The following is a 19,004-nucleotide window of genomic DNA, read 5'->3' as shown; positions in this document are numbered from 1 at the left end:
GGTTGATGACGTGCTCAGTTTGCGGCCAGGGGATGGACTTCGCATGTTGACAGCGCAGAACTATAGACTCAAAACGCCCTTTTCCAGCACGTCGCCCAGAAATAACGCAGTTTGGGAATAGCACTTGGCAAATGCACAAACTGTGAATAAAAATAGTGCAGAGCTCGCATGTGCCCGAAAGATCATCATTTGAGTCCCATCAGTCTCGCCAGCCCCTTCTGCATCGGTTCCGTGGCCATCCGCAACCGCGTTGTGCTTGCGCCGATGTCGGGCGTGACCGATCTGCCGTTCCGTCAGCTGGCCTGGCGCTACGGGGCAGGTCTGGTCGTGACCGAAATGGTGGCAAGCCGCGAGCTGGCGCATAACCGCGGCGAATCCTGGGAGCGGCTGAAGGGTACTGGCATCCGGCCGCACATGGTGCAGCTTGCGGGGCGCGAGGCGCACTGGATGGCGGAGGCTGCCCGGATTGCCGAAGCCAATGGCGCAGACATCATTGATATCAACATGGGCTGTCCGGCCAAGAAGGTGACGGGCGGCTATTCCGGCTCGGCGTTGATGCGCGATCCCGATCATGCGCTGTCGCTGATCGAGGCGGTCGTTGCCGCAGTCAGGGTACCGGTCACTGTCAAGATGCGGCTCGGCTGGGACGACCAGTCGCTCAACGCGCCGCAGATCGCCGCGCGCGCCGAAGCGGCCGGCGTCGCTCTCGTGACGGTGCATGGCCGCACGCGCCAGCAGTTCTACGAGGGGCGCGCCGACTGGGATGCGATCCGCCGCGTGCGCGAGGTCCTGTCGATCCCGCTGATTGCCAATGGTGACGTGGAAACGCTTGCCGATGCGCAGGAGATCCTGCGACGGTCGGGCGCGGATGCGGTCATGCTCGGCCGCGGTGCGCAGGGACGTCCCTGGCATCCGGGCGTGCTGGCCGGCAGAGGTCACCCATCCTCCACGGAGATGGCGGCGGTGGCGTGCGAACATTATGAGTTGATGCTCGGCTTCTATGGTCGCGAGGCCGGCCTGCGCCATGCCCGCAAGCATGTCGGCTGGTATCTGGACCGCTTCGCACCTCACATGGCGGCGGAGCGAAAGGCAGGATTGATGACTGAAAAGGATCCGGACATGGTGCTCCGCGTTCTGGGCGAGGAACTGGCGGCGTATCGCAGCCATGCAGGCAGCAGGGAGGCGGCATGAGCAAGGCGTCGCAGGAGACGGCGGCAGGCAATGCGCTTGCCATGGCCGTTCTGAATTCGGTGCAGAACCCGGTGATTCTCGTCAACGAGGCCGGCGTGATCGCCTTTGCCAACTGGGAGGCGGAAGCCTTTTTCGGGGCAAGTGCGTCACATCTGGCGCGCAACAAGATCTCCACCTTCATTCCCTTCGGCAGCCCGCTTCTCGCGCTGATCGACCAGGTGCGCGAGCGCCGCGCGCCCGTCAACGAGTATCGGGTGGATCTGTCTTCGCCGCGGCTTGGCCAGGAAAAGCTCGTCGATCTCTACGTGGCGCCGGTGGTCAGCGAGCCGGGCTCCGTCGTCGTGGTGTTTCAGGAGCGCAGCATGGCCGACAAGATCGACCGTCAGCTGACGCACAGGGCGGCGGCGCGCTCCGTTACCGGCCTTGCCTCCATGCTGGCGCATGAGATCAAGAATCCGTTGTCCGGCATTCGCGGTGCTGCGCAGCTGCTGGAAACCTCCGTGGCCGACGAGGATCGGGCGCTGACCCGGCTGATCTGCGACGAGACCGACCGCATCGTCTCGCTGGTCGACCGGATGGAGGTGTTTTCAGACGAGCGGCCGGTGGATCGCCTGCCGCTCAACATCCATTCGGTCCTCGATCATGTGAAGGCGGTGGCCAAGGCCGGCTTTGCCCGCGACATCAAGATCCTCGAGAACTACGACCCGTCGCTGCCGCCGGTCTTTGCCAATCGTGACCAGCTGGTGCAGGTGTTCCTCAACCTGATCAAGAATGCCGCGGAAGCCATCGGCGACCAGCAGGACGGCGAGATCATGCTGACGACAGCCTATCGTCCCGGCATCCGCCTGTCCGTGGCCGGAACCCGCGAGAAAATCTCGCTGCCGCTGGAGTTCTGCGTGATCGACAACGGACCCGGCGTGCCGAGCGATCTCCTGCCGCATCTCTTCGACCCCTTCATCACCACCAAGACCAATGGCTCGGGCCTTGGGCTGGCGCTCGTCGCCAAGATCATCGGCGCCCATGGCGGCATCGTCGAATGCGACAGCCAGGCGCGCCGCACGATTTTCCGCGTATTGATGCCCATGCACAAGGATGATGGTTCCCAGGATGAGAACCGCCCCTTGAACACGACAGGAAGCCTGAAATGACCGCTACGATCCTTGTCGCCGACGACGACGCGGCTATCCGCACCGTGTTGAACCAGGCCTTGACCCGCGCCGGTTATGACGTGCGCATCACGTCGAATGCCGCCACGCTCTGGCGCTGGATTTCAGCGGGCGAGGGTGATCTGGTGGTGACCGATGTGGTGATGCCGGACGAGAACGCGTTCGACCTTCTGCCGCGCATCAAGAAGGCAAGGCCGGAGCTTCCGGTGCTGGTGATGAGTGCGCAGAACACCTTCATGACGGCCATCAAGGCCTCGGAGAAGGGCGCTTACGACTATCTGCCGAAGCCGTTCGACCTGACGGAGCTGATCGCCATCATCGGCCGGGCGCTGGCCGAGCCGAAGCGCAAGCCGGCCAAGCTGGACGACGACATGCAGGACGGCATGCCGCTGGTCGGCCGCTCGGCTGCCATGCAGGAAATCTATCGCGTTCTCGCCCGCCTGATGCAGACGGACCTGACGCTGATGATCACCGGCGAATCGGGCACCGGCAAGGAACTTGTGGCCCGCGCGCTGCACGATTACGGCAAGCGCCGCAACGGCCCGTTCGTTGCGATCAACATGGCGGCCATTCCGCGCGACCTGATCGAATCGGAACTGTTCGGTCACGAGAAGGGCGCGTTCACCGGCGCGCAGAACCGCTCCACCGGCCGCTTCGAGCAGGCAGAGGGCGGCACGTTGTTCCTCGATGAAATCGGCGACATGCCGATGGATGCGCAGACCAGGCTTCTGCGCGTGCTGCAGCAGGGCGAATATACCACCGTCGGCGGCCGCACGCCGATCCGCACCGACGTGCGCATCGTGGCGGCCACCAACAAGGACCTGAAGCAGCTGATCAATCAGGGTCTGTTCCGGGAGGACCTGTATTATCGCCTGAACGTTGTGCCGCTGCGCCTGCCGCCGCTGCGCGATCGCGCCGAGGACATTCCCGATCTCGTGCGCCATTTTATGCAGATGGGCGAGAAGGAAGGGCTCGATGCCAAGCGTTTCGACAACGAGGCGCTCGACATCATGAAGGCCTATGCCTGGCCGGGCAATGTGCGCGAACTGGAGAACCTCGTGCGCCGCCTGATGGCGCTCTATCCGCAGGATGTGATCACCCGCGAGATCATCGACCAGGAACTGCGCTCCGACGTTCCGGACAGTCCGATCGACAAGATGGGTGCCCGCAGCGGCAACCTCACCATCGCCCAGGCAGTGGAGGAGAACATGCGCACCTATTTCGCCAGCTTCGGCGATGCGCTGCCGCCGCCCGGCCTTTATGACCGCGTGCTGACCGAAATGGAATATCCGCTGATTCTCGCGGCGCTTACCGCCACCCGCGGCAATCAGATCAAGGCTGCCGATCTGCTCGGCCTGAACCGCAACACGCTGCGCAAGAAGATCCGCGAACTCGGCGTCTCGGTCTATCGCAGCTCCCGCGGTGCATGAGCGGTTGCTGCTTGACACCTGATGCAGCTTCGTTGCATTTTCGCCACAATGTGTTGCTCAGTGGTCACGTCAACCTTGGGTGAGTGCGATGCGCCGGTTCTCCGGCACCTGAACGGGTGAAGCGCGTCCGCCACCGGTTGAGCGATCATCGTGCATGACCCCTGAACCGTTCAGGGCTGGGAGTGAATTTCGCATGAATGAAGGCGTGGCGACGACCGTCGGAGAAGATCCGGCGACGTTGGTGCAGGATCGGCGGGCGTCCTTTGCCCTTCCGGGCCTGCTGCTGGCGGGCGGCGCATTGCTGTGCGCCATCGCGACCCTGTTCGTTCTTCTCGGACTGACGCCGGTTGCGCCGACTTCGCAGGTGGTCATCACCTCGGCCGTTCTCAACGCGCTGTTCGTGCTCGGGCTGATGTATCTCATCGGCCGCGAGGTGGGGCGTCTGCTCAAGGCGAGGCGGCGGGGCAGGGCGGCGGCCAGGCTGCATGTGCGGATCGTGGTCCTGTTCTCCATTGTCGCCATCACGCCGGCGGTGCTGGTGGCGATCTTTGCCAGCATCACCCTGAACGTCGGGCTGGACCGCTGGTTTTCGCTGCGCACGCAGTCGATCGTGCAGTCCTCGCTCGACGTGGCGCAGGCCTACATGCTCGAGAATGCCAGCTACCTGCAGGGTCAGACCGTTTCGATGGCCAATGATCTGGAGCGCAACCGGGCGATGTTCTATCTGGACCGCACAGGTTTCGTCGATCTGATGACGCGTCAGGCGCGCGGACGCGGCCTGCTGGGCGCCTTCCTGGTGCGTGAGGATGGCGCGGCAATCGCCCAGGCCGACATCAAGACGGATCGTCCGCTGCCGGCCATTCCGAAGGATGCTCTGGCAAGCTCGGCCGCCGGGCAGCCCACGCTGATCCCGCCGGGCGTGACGAACCTCGTTGGCGCCATCATCAAGCTCGACGCGCTGCCGGGCGCCTTCCTCTATACGATCCGCGCCGTCGACCCCAAGGTCATGGGCGCCATGCGGCTGATGGAAGACAACCGCGCCGAATACAAGGCGATGGAGGCCGGTCGTGCCAGCCTGCAACTGGCCTTTGCCGTGCTTTATCTCGGCTTTGCTCTCATCGTGCTGCTGGCCTCGATCTGGACCGCGATTGCCGTTGCCGACCGGATCGTCCGTCCCATTCGCCTGCTGATCAGCGCCGCCGACAGCGTGGCGGCCGGCAATCTGTCGGTCGTGGTGCCGGTGCGTGCCGCCGATGGCGATGTGGGCAACCTGTCGCGCACCTTCAACAAGATGATTTCGCAGATCCGCAGTCAGCGTGACGAGATCCTGGTGGCCAAGGACGAGGTGGATGACCGTCGCCGTTTCATCGAGGCGGTGCTGTCCGGCGTCACGGCTGCCGTGATCGGCGTCGAGGACGATCACCGCATCTCCATCGTCAACCCTTCCGCCGAGGAACTGCTTGGGCTTGACGCCGAGGCTTTGCTCGGGCGTTCGCTGGCGGAGATCGTGCCGGAGGTCGATCAGGTGCTGAAAGAGGCGACGGGGCGTGCCCGCGGTGATCTGCGCAAGGAGGTCAACCTCATGCGGGGCGGCAAGGAGCGGACGCTTTCCGTGCAGGTGACGCGCGAGGAGCAGCGCAATTCGGCCGAATCCTACGTCATCACGCTGGATGACATCACCGATCTGGTGATCGCGCAGCGTTCAACCGCCTGGGCGGATGTGGCGCGGCGCATCGCCCACGAGATCAAGAATCCGCTGACGCCGATCCAGCTGTCCGCCGAGCGCCTCAAGCGGCGCTATGGCCGGCAGATCGACGAGAGCGACCGCGCCGTCTTCGACCAGTGTACCGATACGATCGTGCGGCAGGTCGGCGATATCGGCCGCATGGTGGACGAGTTTTCCGCCTTCGCCCGCATGCCGAAGCCCGCCAAGGAGCGGGCCGATCTGCGCGACATCCTGCGCGATGCCATCTTCCTGAGGGAAATGGGGGCGAGCCACGTGCAGTTCCAGCGCGAGCTGGGGGAGGCGTCGCTGGAGGGCCTGTTCGATTCGCGCATGCTGGGACAGGCCTTCGGCAACCTGATCAAGAATGCGGTGGAATCGATCGAGGCCGTGCCGGCCGACGAGGCGCGTGATGGCCAGCGGGTCCTGGTGCGGGCAGCCTTCGATGCGGCACGCGATCAGTTTCGCGTCGATGTGATCGACAATGGCCGCGGTCTGCCGGTGGAAAACCGTCACCGCATTCTGGAACCTTACATGACGATGCGCGAAAAGGGGACGGGGCTCGGTCTCGCCATCGTCAAGAAGATCATCGAGGAACATGGCGGGCAGCTGGAACTGCATGATGCACCCGCCGATTTCGATCATGGCAAGGGCGCCATGATCCGGGTGATCCTGCCGCATCCTCCCGCTGCGGCAGCGCCCGAAACCGGTAATGACAAGGAAGTGGCACATGGCGTCTGATATTCTGGTTGTGGATGACGAGGCCGACATCCGCGAGATCGTTTCGGGCATTCTGTCGGACGAGGGGCACGAAACCCGCACTGCCCATGACAGCGACAGCGCGCTGGCGGCCATTTCAGACCGCGTGCCGCGTCTTGTGTTTCTGGACATCTGGATGCAGGGCAGCCGGCTCGACGGGCTGGCGCTGCTCGACGAGATCAAGGCACGCCATCCGGACCTGCCGGTGGTGATGATTTCCGGTCACGGCAATATCGAGACGGCCGTTTCCGCCATCAAGCGCGGTGCCTTCGACTTCATCGAAAAGCCGTTCAAGGCGGATCGGCTGATCCTGATCGCCGAGCGGGCGCTGGAAAACTCCAAGCTGCGTCGCGAGGTGACGGAACTGAAGCGTCGCACCGGCGATGCGGTGGAACTGATCGGCACCTCGGTGGCCATTTCCCAGCTGCGCCAGACGATCGACAAGGTTTCGCCCACCAACAGCCGCATCATGATTCTAGGACCCTCCGGTTCCGGCAAGGAGCTGGTGGCGCGGATGATCCATCGCCGTTCCTCGCGCGCCGGTGGCCCCTTCGTGGCGCTCAACGCCGCCACGATCACGCCCGAGCGAATGGAAATCGCCCTGTTCGGTACGGAGGGAGGTCCCGGCCAGCCGCGCAAGATCGGCGCCCTGGAAGAGGCCCATCGCGGCATTCTCTATCTCGACGAAGTGGGTGAAATGCCGCGCGAGACGCAGAACAAGATCCTGCGCGTTCTGGTGGACCAGCAGTTCGAGCGCGTCGGCGGCTCCAAGCGGGTGAAGGTGGACGTTCGCATCATCTCATCGACCGCCTACAATCTGGAAAACCTGATCAGCGAGGGGATCTTCCGCGAGGATCTGTATCACCGGCTGGCGGTCGTGCCGATCAAGGTGCCGTCGCTGGCGGAGCGGCGCGAGGACATTCCCTTCCTGGTCGATCTCTACATGCGCCAGATTTCCGAACAGACCGGCATCCGCCAGCGCAAGATCGGCGACGACGCCATGGCGGTGCTGCAGGCGCATGACTGGCCGGGCAATATCCGCCAGCTGCGCAACAATATCGAACGGCTGATGATTCTCGCCCGCACCGACGGTCCCGACTCGCCGATCACCGCCGACATGCTGCCGACCGATCTTGCCGACATGCTGCCGAAGATTTCCGGCAAGGGCGATCATCACATCATGACGTTGCCCCTGCGCGAGGCGCGCGAGATGTTCGAGCGCGACTATCTCGTTGCGCAGATCAACCGTTTCGGCGGCAACATTTCCCGCACGGCCGAGTTTGTCGGCATGGAACGGTCCGCCCTGCATCGGAAGTTGAAGTCGCTCGGCGTCTGATATGCTATCAGGACTCGCCGTGCGGCTTGGCGCGGCCATGAAGGGGGCGTCATGAAGGTCATTATTTGCGGGGCGGGACAGGTGGGCTACGGCATTGCCGAGCGTCTGTCCCAGGAAGACAACGAGGTGTCGGTCATCGATACCTCGGCAGCCCTGATCAACGGCATCACCGACACGCTGGACGTGCGCGGCTATGTGGGGCACGGCGCCCATCCGGACGTTCTGGCCAAGGCCGGTGCCGAGCAGGCCGACATGATCATTGCGGTGACGCTGTATGACGAGGTCAACATCGTGGCCTGTGAGGTGGCGCATGCGCTGTTCAGCGTGCCCACCAAGATCGCCCGCATCCGCTCGCAAAGCTATCTGCTGCCGGAATATGCCGATCTCTTCAGCAGCAAGAACATGTCCATCGATGTGACGATCTCGCCGGAGATCGAGGTGGGCAAGATGGTGCTGCGCCGCATCTCCTTTCCCGGCGCGACCGATGTGGCGCGCTTTGCCGAGGACCAGATCGCCATGGTGGCGATCGAGTGCATGGAAGACTGCCCGGTCATCAACACGCCGCTCGAGCAACTGAGCCAGCTTTTCCCCGATCTTGTCGCCACCGTGGTCGGCATCCATCGGCAGGGTCGCCTGACGGTGCCGCGCTCCGCCGACCAGCTGCAGGCGGGAGACCTGGCCTATGTCATCTGCCAGCGCGACCACACGCGCCGCACGCTCGGCCTGTTCGGTCACGAGGAGCAGGAGGCGGCGCGTATCGTGATCGCCGGCGGCGGCAATATCGGCAATTACGTCGCCCGCCGCATCGAGGAGATGCAGCCGAAGACGCGCATCAAGATCATCGAGAATGATCGCGAGCGGGCCGTGGCGATTTCGGAGCAGCTGCGCCATGCCATCGTGCTGCATGGTTCCGCGCTCGACCAGAGCATTCTGCAGCAGGCCGATATCCAGGACGCCGACCTGATGGTGACGCTGACCAACAATGACCAGGCGAACATCCTCGGCGCGGTGATGGCCAAGGCGCTCGGCTGCAAGTCCAATCTGGTTCTGGTCAATTCCTCCTCGCTCGGCGAGGTGACGCGCTCGCTCAACATCGATTCGCTGATCAATCCGCGTGCCGTGACGATTTCCCGCGTGCTGCAGCATGTGCGCAAGGGCCGCATCCGCTCGGTCTATGCCGTGCAGAACGGCGCCGCCGAGGTGATCGAGGCCGAAGCGCTGGAGACATCGCCGCTGGTCGGGCGGCCCTTCCGCGAGCTGGACATGCCGCGCGGCATCCGCATCGGCGCCATCCTGCGCAATGGCCAGGTCATCCGCCCGAATGGCGAAACCAAGATCCGGGCGAAGGATCGCGTGGTGCTGTTTGCCACTGCCCAGGCGGTGCGCGATGTGGAGCAGCTGTTCCGGGTGTCAATCCAGTATTTCTGAGGCTTGCGCCTTCCGGCTGGTTCTCGCCAGACTGATTCTGGAGTTGACTTGTCGACAATGCCTGCAATTGCCTGTGGATGCCGGGCGGCAGGCGAAGGAAACCAGGGCGCTGTCCGATGCCTGCGGTTGCCTCAGAAAGCTGTCGAAAGCGCTTTGAAAGGCCTCCGGAGGCTGCCTCGCAGCCAGCCCAAGCGGTTCTTTGGAATGGTTTATTCGGCGTTGCGGAAAAGACGGCGATTTGATAACCAGTCATGCGGGCGTCGGAGACAGGAGAGGGTTTCCGGTTCGTCCTTCCACGCGTGATCATTCCCGGCGATCCTGCCGGCAACAAAGAAAGAAAGAAGCGGCGCCATGGCGGAACGTTCTCAGAATCTTCAGGACCTGTTTCTCAACACGGTTCGGAAGCAAAAAATTTCCCTGACCATCTTTTTGATCAATGGTGTCAAGTTGACGGGGGTCGTCACCTCCTTCGATAATTTCTGCGTGCTGCTGCGCAGGGACGGGCATTCGCAGCTCGTCTACAAGCACGCCATCTCGACCATCATGCCGGGACAGCCGATGCAGATGTTCGAAAGCGAGGAAAACGCAGCCTGATTGTCCGGCACCTCTGCGGATTTCAAGGGCTGGCGGTTGAATTGCGTCTCTGATCGCCCCATCTTGGCGCGATCAGAAATTTCCGCGCATCGTGTCGATCCGCGCCTGCCTGCCGCAAGCCCGCATGGGGCGACCGGCGGTACGGCATTGTGGGGTTTGCGTTGCGTCATCCTGAAGGACCACGGCAATCAGCATTCGCGATATCAGCAATGAATCCCTCGTTCCCGACATGGAGAAGCGGCGCGACGATATGCGCGCCGTCGTGCTCGTGCCGGTCCTCAAGCAGAACCGTCCGGCGCGTGCGCCGCAGGGCGATGCCGCACCGGCCGCCGTGCGCCGTTCGGATGAAAGCCGGCTCGAAGAGGCGGTGGGCCTTGCCCGCGCCATCGACCTGACGATCGCCGAGGGGCTGATCGTGCCGGTCGGCCAGCCGCGGCCGGCAACCCTGATCGGCACCGGCAAGATCGAGGAGATCAAGGCGCTGCTCGACGAGCAGGATGCGGGTCTCGTGATTGTCGATCATCCGCTGACGCCGGTACAGCAGCGCAATCTGGAAAAGGAATGGAACGCCAAGGTCATCGACCGCACGGGCCTCATTCTGGAGATTTTCGGTCGCCGCGCCTCCACCAAGGAGGGCACGCTGCAGGTCGATCTTGCCCATCTCAATTACCAGAAGGGCCGTCTGGTTCGCAGCTGGACCCATCTGGAGCGTCAGCGCGGTGGGGCTGGCTTCATGGGCGGTCCCGGCGAAACGCAGATCGAAGCGGACCGGCGCCTGCTGCAGGATCGGATCGTGCGGCTCGAGCGGGAACTGGAGCAGGTGGTGCGCACCCGCCAGCTGCACCGTGCCAAGCGTCGCAAGGTGCCGCATCCGATCGTGGCACTGGTCGGCTATACCAATGCCGGCAAGTCGACCCTGTTCAACCGCATCACCGGCGCCGGCGTGCTGGCCGAGGACATGCTGTTTGCCACGCTCGATCCGACGCTGCGCCGCCTGAAACTGCCGCATGGCCGCACCGTGATCGTCTCCGATACCGTTGGCTTCATTTCCGATCTGCCGACGCATCTGGTCGCCGCCTTCCGCGCCACGCTGGAAGAGGTGCTGGAAGCGGATCTCATCCTGCATGTGCGCGATATGTCCGATCCGGACAATGCCGCTCAGTCGGCCGATGTGTTGCGCATCCTCGATGACCTCGGCATCGACGAGAAGGAGCGTGACGAGCGCATTCTCGAAGTGTGGAACAAGATCGACCGTCTGGCACCGGAGGCGCATGATGCCGTGGCGGAAAAGGCGGTGGGGCGCAGCAACGTGATGGCTGTTTCGGCCATCACGGGCGAGGGCGTCGATGCACTGATGGCGGAGATCGCCCGGCGTCTTTCCGGTGTCGTCACCGAAACCACCATCGTGCTGCCGCCGGAGAAGCTCTCGCTGATTTCCTGGGTCTACCAGAATGCCATGGTCGACCAGCGTGAGGACCGCGAGGATGGCTCCGTTGCCTTCGACCTGCGTCTGTCCGAGGAGCAGGCGAATGCGCTGGAACGCAAGCTCGGCGTGATGCCGGTGCGCGAGAAGGAAGACTGGGAACGCTAGGGCCGCAAGCGCGGCGAGTGGCGCCTTAGGCTCCGCCGACAGCGACGTCTCCGCCGATATGGTCGAGAACGGTCTCCAGCAGATCCGGTTGCTCGGCGTCGAGGATCGGGACATCGTGCTGCCGGGCGCTTGCCTGCAGATCGGCGCTGTCACGCAGCGACCGGTCGATGAACCGATCGATGATCATGCGCCTCGACCGGTCCTGTTCCCGATAGGCGGAGGTCGCATGCATCCGCTGAACCAGCCGTTCCGGCGACAGGTGCAGCAGGAAGGCTGCAAGCTCCGTTGAACGAAGGCTTGTGGTCCGCTCCGGCCGCAGCGCAGAGCCTTCGAGGATCAGTGTTTCCTGCCGGGCGGCCGTCGAAGCCAGGCGCTGGGTGATCAGCGGCCACATGTTGTCGTGATGCACCTTCAGAAACCAGTGAATGGTCTCGGGCGACAGACCGGCATAGAACTCGGCCACCTGCGGGCGCGGGTCAGGCCAGGGGCGCCCCGGATGGCGCGCCATGTCGTCCGTCGATCCCACCGGCCATTGAAGCCGCGCGGCCAGCCGGGCGGCAAGCGTTGACTTGCCGACATGCGAGGTTCCACCAATCAGGATCTGGCGCAGACCCATGGCATTGCCGCCTTTCCGCTCCGCCTGAAGCGAATCTTCAGTCGTTGTGTTCAAACCGTTTCGCGGCCTGCCAAAGTTCTTCCATCCGATCCAGTGATGCCGCTTCAAGTGAAGCATTCGCTTCCTGAAGAGATTTTTCTATATAGTTGAATCGGCGTCGGAATTTTGTATTGGTGCCGCGCAGGGCCTGCTCCGGATCTGCTTTCAAGTGGCGGCCTATATTGACCAGCGCGAAGATCAGGTCGCCGAGTTCGTCCTTGACCTTCTCCGGTGCGCCCGCCTTCAGCGCCTCGCGCAGTTCGGCGATTTCCTCCTCGATCTTGTCGAGGATCGGCTCTGCCTCCGACCAGTCGAAACCGACCTTGGCGGCCCGCTCCTGCAGTTTGAGTGCCTCGGTGAGCGCCGGCTGGCTGCGCTGGACGGAACCGAGGAAGCCGGCCTTAAAATCCTCCGCAATGCCGCGGCGCGCCCGCCGTTCGGCCCGTTCGCGTTTTTCGACCGCCTTGATCTCGTCCCACTGCACCTTCACCGCCTCCGGCGTCGAGACATCGGAGCGGGCAAAGACATGCGGATGGCGGCGGATCATCTTGGTCATCACCGCCTCCACTACGTCGCCGAACGAAAATTCGCCCGCTTCGGAGGCCATCTGCGCGTGGAACACCACCTGGAAAAGCAGGTCGCCCAGTTCGTCCTTCAGGTCGTCGAGATCCTTGCGCTCGATGGCATCCGCCACCTCGTAGGCTTCTTCGATCGTATAGGGCTTGATCGTCTCGAAACTCTGCTCGACATCCCAGGGGCAGCCGGTTTCTGGGTGGCGCAGCGCCGCCATCAGGTCGAGCAGGCGCGCGATATCCTTGGAGGGTTCCATCCTCGTTCCTTTTCGGGTTTCGCGTCAGTTGAGCGGAATCTTGTTGTCCGTCTTGCTCGCCTGGTAAGTGTCCGACAGCGCGTTGTAGCGCGTCTTGATCTCGGCGATGCGTGCCTTCAGCGCCTCGCGGGTGGCGGGCTCCTCCGTCTCCGCCAGATCGGCAATGGCAAAGGAATTCCAGAAGGCGTTCTTCCGGCGATAGCCGCCGGGCTCCAGGGCGAACACCTCTTTCAGGATCTTCAGATCGTGCGGAATGGCAAAGGCATCGCGCGAATCCTCGTGGCTGAAGAAGTAGTAGAAATTGTCGAAGCCCGCCCAGGTGATCGCCGACATGCACATGGTGCAGGGTTCGTGCGTCGAGAGGAAGATGAGGTCCTTCGTGTCCGGCACCTCGCCCATCTCGTAGAAACGTTTCAGCGTGTGCACCTCGCCATGCCAGAGCGGGTTTTCCAGCTCGTTGTTCGTTTCGGCCAGGACCAGAGAGAGGTCCGACTTGCGCAGGATCGCTGCCCCGAACACCTTGTTGCCGGCTGCGACGCCGCGCGCCGTTAGCGGAATGATATCGTTCTCGATCACGTCCAGCAGACGTTCGGCAATGCTGTGGGTGCTCACGAGCAGTCTTCCTCTAAACCTGTTTCCTTGCGAGACCTTAAGCCGTGTGTGCGGCGCGGGAAATCCCGTTTCTGCGCGCGGGGCAAGTCATGTGTGGATGACGTCGGCGCCGGTGGCAGGCGGGTGCATTTTCTCCCTCGTCCGGCAATGCGGGAACAGAAATACCGCAGCCGCAACGAGGAAGGATTGCCGTTTCTTCAAGCGGGGGATTGGCTCTGACATAATGGCCGCGACTTCATGCATGGGTCGGGCGGGCGCTCCGATCCGCGACGGACAGGGATGACAAGGCCATGACAGACAAGGTTCTGACCGCCAACCGGTTGACCGACGGCATCGCCGTCTGGCTGAACGCCAGCGGTGAATGGACGGAGCGGCTGCAGGATGCGCTGGTCGCCCGTCACGCGGAGGCCGAAGCCTCGCTGGAAGCCATCGGCAAGCGCGATTTTTCCGCCAATCTCGTTGTTGACGTGAATGTCATCGAGGTGGAAGAGGTCGCCGGCCAGATCCGGCCGCTGCGCCTGCGCGAGCGCATTCGCGCCGCCGGCCCGACTATGGATTATGCCAGCGGTTATGCCCCCGCTGATCCCGCCTTCATCGCAGCCTGAGGAATTTCATGTACCGCTACGACGAGTTCGACCACGCCTTCGTGTCCGCCCGCGTGGAACAGTTTCGCGACCAGGTGGCACGTCGCCTGTCCGGCGAACTGGCCGAGGATGCCTTCAAGCCGCTGCGCCTGATGAACGGCGTTTATCTTCAGCTGCATGCCTATATGCTGCGGGTTGCCATTCCCTATGGCACGCTGAACTCCAGGCAGATGCGCATGCTGGCCCATATCGCCCGCAAATATGACCGTGGTTACGGCCATTTCACCACGCGCCAGAACATCCAGTACAACTGGCCGAAACTGTCGGACACGCCGGACATCCTGGCGGAACTTGCATCCGTCGAGATGCATGCGCTGCAGACCTCCGGCAACTGTATTCGTAACGTCACGGCCGACCACTTTGCCGGTGCGGCCGCCGATGAAGTGGCCGACCCGCGCCCCTACGCGGAAATCCTGCGCCAGTGGTCCTCCGTGCATCCGGAATTCTCCTTCCTGCCGCGCAAGTTCAAGATCGCCGTGACGGGTGCCGAGCGCGACCGCGCCGCGATCCAGGTGCATGACATCGGCCTGCATCTGAAAAAGAACGAGGAAGGTGAGATCGGTTTTGCCGTTTATGTCGGTGGTGGCCAGGGTCGCACGCCGATGGTGGCGAAGAAGATCCGCGACTTCCTGCCGGAGGAGGATCTGCTCTCCTACACGACCGCCATCATGCGCGTGTACAACCTGCATGGCCGGCGCGACAACAAATACAAGGCACGCATCAAGATCCTCGTGCATGAAACAGGCACGGAAGAGCTGGCTCGTCAGGTGGAGGAAGAGTTCGCCCACCTGCAGGGCACCGAACTGAAGCTGCCGGATGCCGACATTCAGGCGATCACGGCTTATTTCGCACCGCCGGCGCTTGCCGAACGGCCGGAAGGCTGGGCGCAGCTCGCCGGCTGGAAGAAGGCGGACGAGGGATTTGCCCGTTGGGTGGAGCAGAATGTCCAGCCGCACAAGCATCCGGACTATGGCATGGTGACGATTTCGCTGAAGCCGATCGGCGGTATTCCGGGCGATGCGACCGACGTGCAGATGGAAGCGATTGCCGATATCGCCGAAGAGTATGCCTTCGACGAGATCCGTATCAGCCATGAGCAGAACGTCATCCTGCCGCATGTGGCGCTGGCCGACCTGGAGCCGGTCTACCGCGCGCTCGTCGCGCAGAGGCTTGCAACCGCCAATGCTGGCTTGATTACCGATATCATTGCCTGTCCCGGCTTGGACTATTGCGCGCTCGCCAATGCGCGCTCGATCCCGGTGGCACAGGCGATCTCCTCGCGCTTCGGCTCTGCCGCACGCCAGGCGGAGATCGGCGAGCTGAAGATCAAGATCTCCGGCTGTATCAATGCCTGCGGCCATCACCATGTCGGCCATATCGGCCTGCTCGGCGTCGAAAAGAAGGGTGCCGAGCTCTACCAGATCACGCTCGGCGGTTCGGCGGATGAAAACACCTCGATCGGCGAAATCATCGGCCGCGGTTTCGAGCCGGACAAGGTGACGGATGCTGTCGAGAAGGTGGTCGATACCTACCTCGGTCTTCGCCTGTCGAAGGAGGAAACCTTCCTGGATGCCTATCGCCGTGTCGGGCCGCAGCCGTTCAAGGATGCGCTCTACGGCGAAGCGGCAAAGGCAGCCTGAGGGCAGGGGATAAAGACATGACACGCATCTGGAAAGAAACCGGTTTCGTCGAGAACGACCCTTGGGTGATCGAGACGGATGAGAAGAAGGCCGAAGGCGAGGAACGCCCGCTGCTCTCCATCGATCAACTGATCGAGCTTGCCGATACCAGCAACGAAGTGGGCTTCGGCGTTGTGGTCAAACCGGCTGACGATGTCCGTCGGCTGGAGCCTTATCTTTACCGCCTGGAACTGGTGGCTGTCGAGTTCCCAGCCTTCAACGATGGCCGTGGTTTCAGCCATGCTTCGCTCCTGCGCGACCGGCTAAGCTACAAGAACGAGCTGCGCGCTGTCGGCGACGTTCTGATCGACCAGGTGCCGCTGATGCTGCGCTGCGGTTTCGACAGCTTCGCCGTAACCAATGCCACGGCACTGAAGCGGCTTTCGGAAAACCGGCTGCCCGGCATTTCCGTGCACTACCAGCCGACGGCCCGCACGGCAGCGGCGGGCGAGGCCTATAGCTGGCGCCGCCGGTCGGCCTGATGAAAAGCTGAGTACGAAAAGCATATTTTTCCAGCGCATCCGCGGCATATGAACGCGGATGCCTTCAAATGTGCGTGCGCATGGTATATTTCGCGGACGCAACCACACCGAACGAGACGAGACGACCGGCATGAACGTTTCCGCCAAGACCGAAGATTTTGCCCCGAAGGCGCCTGCAGCCATTCCGGACGGCGTCTATGCCGAGACCGTTCTTTCGGTTGAGCATTACACCGATCGTCTGTTCCGTTTTCGCATGACGCGCCCGGCCGGTTACCGTTTCCGCTCCGGCGAATTTGCGATGATCGGCCTGATGGTCGGCGAGAAGCCGATCTACCGTGCCTATTCGATTGCAAGCCCTTCTTGGGACGAGGAACTCGAATTCTTCTCGATCAAGGTGCCGGATGGTCCGCTGACCTCGCACCTGCAGAAGATCAAGCCGGGCGACACGGTTCTGATGCGCAAGAAGCCGACGGGCACGCTGGTGCTGGATGCACTGACGCCGGGCAAGCGGCTCTACATGTTCTCCACTGGCACCGGCATTGCCCCCTTTGCCAGCCTGATCCGCGACCCGGAAACTTACGAAAAATTCGAGGAAGTGATCCTCACCCATACCTGCCGCGAGGTGGCGGAGCTGAAATACGGCTTCGACCTGATGGAAGAGATCCGCAACCACGAATTCCTGGCCGAGATCGTCGGCGATAAGCTGAAGCATTATCCGACCGTGACGCGTGAGGACTATCCCTTCCAGGGCCGCATCACCGACCTGATGGAAAGCGGCAAGCTCTACACCGATCTCGGCGTGCCGCCGCTCGACCCGGCCATCGATCGCGGCATGATCTGCGGCTCCTCGGCTATGCTGAAGGACACCAAGGAATTGCTGGAAAAGGCAGGTCTCACCGAAGGCGCCAACAACAAGCCGGCCGAATTCGTTATTGAGCGGGCTTTCGTGGGATAAAATAGGTCCGGCGGGCTGCAGAGGTCCGCCAGGTCTTGCCCATGTGTTCCTGATCCTCAGATGATCAGTTGCGGGTGGCGATTGCGGCAGCGGCCCCGCCAAGGGCGATGGCTCCGAACCGGTTGGTGAGCCGTATGGCCCGAGGGGTCCGCAACAGAAGCCGCGCCTTGTGGGCGAGGAAGATCCAGGCGAGGTCAATCGCTGCCAGTGTCACGAGCGTGACCATGGCAAGGACGGCCCATTCCCGCAGACCCGTGGTCGACAGGTCGATCAGGGATGGAAGAAGGGCGAGGTAGAAGACGGCAATCTTCGGATTGCCCAGCGTGAGCGCCATGCCTGCACCGAACATTGACCAGGGCGAGGTGCGGTGGGGAAGATCATCACCGCTCGCGTCTGCCGGCTTTTGCCACATCTTGAACGCCAGCCAGCAGAGATAGGCCACGCCAAGCCATTTCAGGATGTGGAAACCCAGCTGGAAAGTCTGCGCCACAGCGGTTAACCCGGCCATTGCCATGGAGAGCCAGACGACTTCACCGATCCACATGGCGGCAACGAAAGGGATGACGTCGCGCCAGCCACTGGTCATCACTCGGGAAACGAGTGCGGCGATGCTCGGGCCGGGAGTGCCTGCATTGAGGAGCAGAGCTCCGGCGAAAATGGCGACCGACCACGAGTCCATTGGCATACTCAGAGAGGTTGATAGGTTTGGCAACTTATAGCGCAAGAATGAGCTTTGCGTCAGCTGCCGAGGTGAGCTGCTGAAGTCGGAAGACCAAGGCTGACGGAAGGCGTCAACAGCACGCCGGCCGAATTCATCGTCGAACGCCCCGAGCGTGAAGCCAGCGCCGGGCGCGGTCGCGACATTCACCCCGCCATCCCGTCCCAGACTTCCGACGTAAAATCCCAGCCGTATAGCGGCCGCTTGCGACCTGCATTTCGCTCATGCAAGGCTCCTGCCTCGTTCGATCGGAGATGACCTCAATGCGCGCTGCCGCCTTTTTGCTCTCGACCCTGATGGGGGCGAGCCTTTCGCTGTTGCCTCTCGTTGCCAAGGCCGATGAGGAACTTGTGCTGGAGAACAAGACGGAGGGAATGATCATTCGTTTCACCGTGCGCCCGACCGAGGGCAAGGGGCAGAAGGTGGAGCTGTTGAAGAAGCGCGGTCTGGCGGCCGGAAAATCGCGCACACTCGTCGTGCCGACCGATGGAAAGACCTGCCTCTATACGATCCTCGTCGAGTTCGAAGCGCCCGACTATCAGCAGGGATATGAGAATGTCAGCGACAAGCTCAATGTCTGTGAAGTGGGTACCTATACGCTCGAATAGCGTTCGAGGAGTGCTCCCCCGCATCCTTCATCTCAGCGTGCGCCGCGCGCGTCTTTCCGGGCAAGGCGACCGCAACGCGGCGGTCGGCTCGCTGTGATCAGTCTCGCCGGATGGTGCCCAGCACCTGCCACAGGTCGGCCCCCGTTTCGAAGACGGTTGCATTGGCCTTGAAGGCGATGGGGGCCTCCACCAGCGCCAGCATGTCCTGCACCGGTGCGGCATCCGGAGCTGTCGTCGACTGCGTCACATGCGCGGCCACGCCGCCGACCGGTGCGTTGGCGGCCTGCCCGGCACCTTCGGCGGAAAACTGGGTGGAGAGGCGGGAATAGCCGGGGGTATCGGCATTGGCGATATTGTTTGCCGTGGCGGAAAGCCGCTTAAGCTGTGCCTGCATGCCCGACAATGCGGTATTGCTCACAGCGCTCAATGTCATCCTTCCCCACCTCTCCGGGCAAATATGCCTGGGATGGGAGTATAGCGGCATGCACAGGCCTGTCTTGCTGTCTGCAGCAGCAGGCTTGACGAAGGGTAAAGCGCGGCCATGACACAGTTGTTGAATCCCGCCTTCCGGCAGTCTCCTGTCCGGCGGCGGCACGCCCTCGCC

Annotated in this window: 18 protein-coding genes; 13 read left to right on the top strand and 5 right to left on the bottom strand. The window is 62.8% G+C overall.

Annotation, left to right across the window (positions count from 1 at the left end; translation table 11 throughout):
• Window positions 1–168: 168 nt before the first annotated feature.
• From dusB to hflX, 8 genes are all read left to right on the top strand, one after another.
• Window positions 169–1,191, top strand: coding sequence for a tRNA dihydrouridine synthase DusB (gene dusB, locus KLP42_RS09820; RefSeq protein ID WP_215566233.1), 1,023 nt, complete (start codon window positions 169–171; stop codon window positions 1,189–1,191).
• Window positions 1,188–2,339 (top strand): two-component system sensor histidine kinase NtrB, encoded by a 1,152-nt coding sequence (locus KLP42_RS09815; RefSeq protein WP_215566231.1) that lies wholly within the window; start codon window positions 1,188–1,190, stop codon window positions 2,337–2,339. Before dusB ends, KLP42_RS09815 begins: the two co-directional genes overlap by 4 nt.
• On the top strand, window positions 2,336–3,787 hold the full coding sequence (ntrC, locus tag KLP42_RS09810) for a nitrogen regulation protein NR(I) (RefSeq protein ID WP_215566229.1): 1,452 nt from the start codon (window positions 2,336–2,338) through the stop codon (window positions 3,785–3,787). The genes KLP42_RS09815 and ntrC overlap by 4 nt, the downstream gene beginning before the upstream one ends.
• 193 nt (window positions 3,788–3,980) lie before the next feature.
• Window positions 3,981–6,251, top strand: a complete 2,271-nt coding sequence (locus tag KLP42_RS09805; RefSeq protein WP_215566227.1) for a sensor histidine kinase NtrY-like — start codon at window positions 3,981–3,983, stop codon at window positions 6,249–6,251.
• Window positions 6,241–7,605 carry a nitrogen assimilation response regulator NtrX gene (gene ntrX, locus KLP42_RS09800; protein ID WP_215566225.1) on the top strand — a complete coding sequence of 455 codons (1,365 nt, stop codon included), beginning with the start codon at window positions 6,241–6,243 and terminating at the stop codon, window positions 7,603–7,605. Before KLP42_RS09805 ends, ntrX begins: the two co-directional genes overlap by 11 nt.
• Before the next feature lie 51 nt (window positions 7,606–7,656).
• Window positions 7,657–9,033: a Trk system potassium transporter TrkA gene (gene trkA, locus KLP42_RS09795; protein ID WP_215566222.1), complete on the top strand. Its 1,377-nt coding sequence runs from the start codon at window positions 7,657–7,659 to the stop codon at window positions 9,031–9,033.
• Window positions 9,034–9,384: 351 nt separating this feature from the next.
• Entirely contained in the window at window positions 9,385–9,627 is a 243-nt protein-coding gene (gene hfq, locus KLP42_RS09790) for an RNA chaperone Hfq (protein WP_037155370.1), read from the top strand.
• Window positions 9,628–9,856: 229 nt separating this feature from the next.
• A complete protein-coding gene (gene hflX, locus KLP42_RS09785; RefSeq protein ID WP_215566220.1) occupies window positions 9,857–11,218 on the top strand; it encodes a GTPase HflX in 1,362 nt (453 codons plus the stop codon).
• 25 nt (window positions 11,219–11,243) lie between these two features.
• On the opposite strand, the gene KLP42_RS09780 is transcribed toward hflX, so the two are convergent.
• The 3 genes from KLP42_RS09780 to KLP42_RS09770 are packed head-to-tail and all read right to left on the bottom strand — an operon-like array spanning window position 11,244 to window position 13,314.
• Window positions 11,244–11,888 carry an adenylate kinase family protein gene (locus tag KLP42_RS09780; RefSeq protein ID WP_252192891.1) on the bottom strand — a complete coding sequence of 215 codons (645 nt, stop codon included), beginning with the start codon at window positions 11,886–11,888 and terminating at the stop codon, window positions 11,244–11,246.
• Entirely contained in the window at window positions 11,872–12,702 is an 831-nt protein-coding gene (gene mazG, locus KLP42_RS09775) for a nucleoside triphosphate pyrophosphohydrolase (protein WP_215566218.1), read from the bottom strand. Before mazG ends, KLP42_RS09780 begins: the two co-directional genes overlap by 17 nt.
• Before the next feature lie 24 nt (window positions 12,703–12,726).
• Window positions 12,727–13,314, bottom strand: a complete 588-nt coding sequence (locus tag KLP42_RS09770) for a deaminase (RefSeq protein WP_215566212.1) — start codon at window positions 13,312–13,314, stop codon at window positions 12,727–12,729.
• 290 nt (window positions 13,315–13,604) lie between these two features.
• Between KLP42_RS09770 and KLP42_RS09765 the strand changes: the two genes are divergently transcribed.
• From KLP42_RS09765 to KLP42_RS09750, 4 genes are all read left to right on the top strand, one after another.
• The gene (locus tag KLP42_RS09765; RefSeq protein ID WP_215566211.1) at window positions 13,605–13,919 is read left to right on the top strand and encodes a DUF2849 domain-containing protein; all 315 of its coding nucleotides are present in this window, start codon (window positions 13,605–13,607) and stop codon (window positions 13,917–13,919) included.
• An 8-nt stretch (window positions 13,920–13,927) separates the two neighbouring features.
• A complete protein-coding gene (locus tag KLP42_RS09760) occupies window positions 13,928–15,598 on the top strand; it encodes a nitrite/sulfite reductase (protein WP_215566209.1) in 1,671 nt (556 codons plus the stop codon).
• 17 nt (window positions 15,599–15,615) lie between these two features.
• Window positions 15,616–16,119: a DUF934 domain-containing protein gene (locus KLP42_RS09755; RefSeq protein ID WP_215566207.1), complete on the top strand. Its 504-nt coding sequence runs from the start codon at window positions 15,616–15,618 to the stop codon at window positions 16,117–16,119.
• Between the two features lie 130 nt (window positions 16,120–16,249).
• A complete protein-coding gene (locus tag KLP42_RS09750; protein WP_215566205.1) occupies window positions 16,250–17,074 on the top strand; it encodes a ferredoxin--NADP reductase in 825 nt (274 codons plus the stop codon).
• A gap of 64 nt (window positions 17,075–17,138) precedes the next feature.
• Here the strand turns inward: KLP42_RS09750 and KLP42_RS09745 are convergent, their stop codons facing one another.
• Window positions 17,139–17,753, bottom strand: a complete 615-nt coding sequence (locus tag KLP42_RS09745) for a LysE family translocator (protein WP_215566762.1) — start codon at window positions 17,751–17,753, stop codon at window positions 17,139–17,141.
• 302 nt (window positions 17,754–18,055) lie between these two features.
• Here KLP42_RS09745 and KLP42_RS09740 point away from each other — a divergent pair, with 302 nt between their 5' ends.
• On the top strand, window positions 18,056–18,400 hold the full coding sequence (locus KLP42_RS09740) for a hypothetical protein (RefSeq protein ID WP_215566203.1): 345 nt from the start codon (window positions 18,056–18,058) through the stop codon (window positions 18,398–18,400).
• A gap of 97 nt (window positions 18,401–18,497) precedes the next feature.
• Here KLP42_RS09740 and KLP42_RS09735 read toward each other — a convergent pair whose 3' ends face one another.
• Window positions 18,498–18,833 (bottom strand): flagellar basal body protein, encoded by a 336-nt coding sequence (locus tag KLP42_RS09735; protein ID WP_215566201.1) that lies wholly within the window; start codon window positions 18,831–18,833, stop codon window positions 18,498–18,500.
• Between the last annotated feature and the right edge of the window lie 171 nt (window positions 18,834–19,004).

It is taken from the genome of Rhizobium sp. CSW-27 (assembly GCF_018760785.1).
Classification (GTDB): domain Bacteria; phylum Pseudomonadota; class Alphaproteobacteria; order Rhizobiales; family Rhizobiaceae; genus Neorhizobium.
This window is presented reverse-complemented; position numbering and strand designations above follow the sequence as displayed.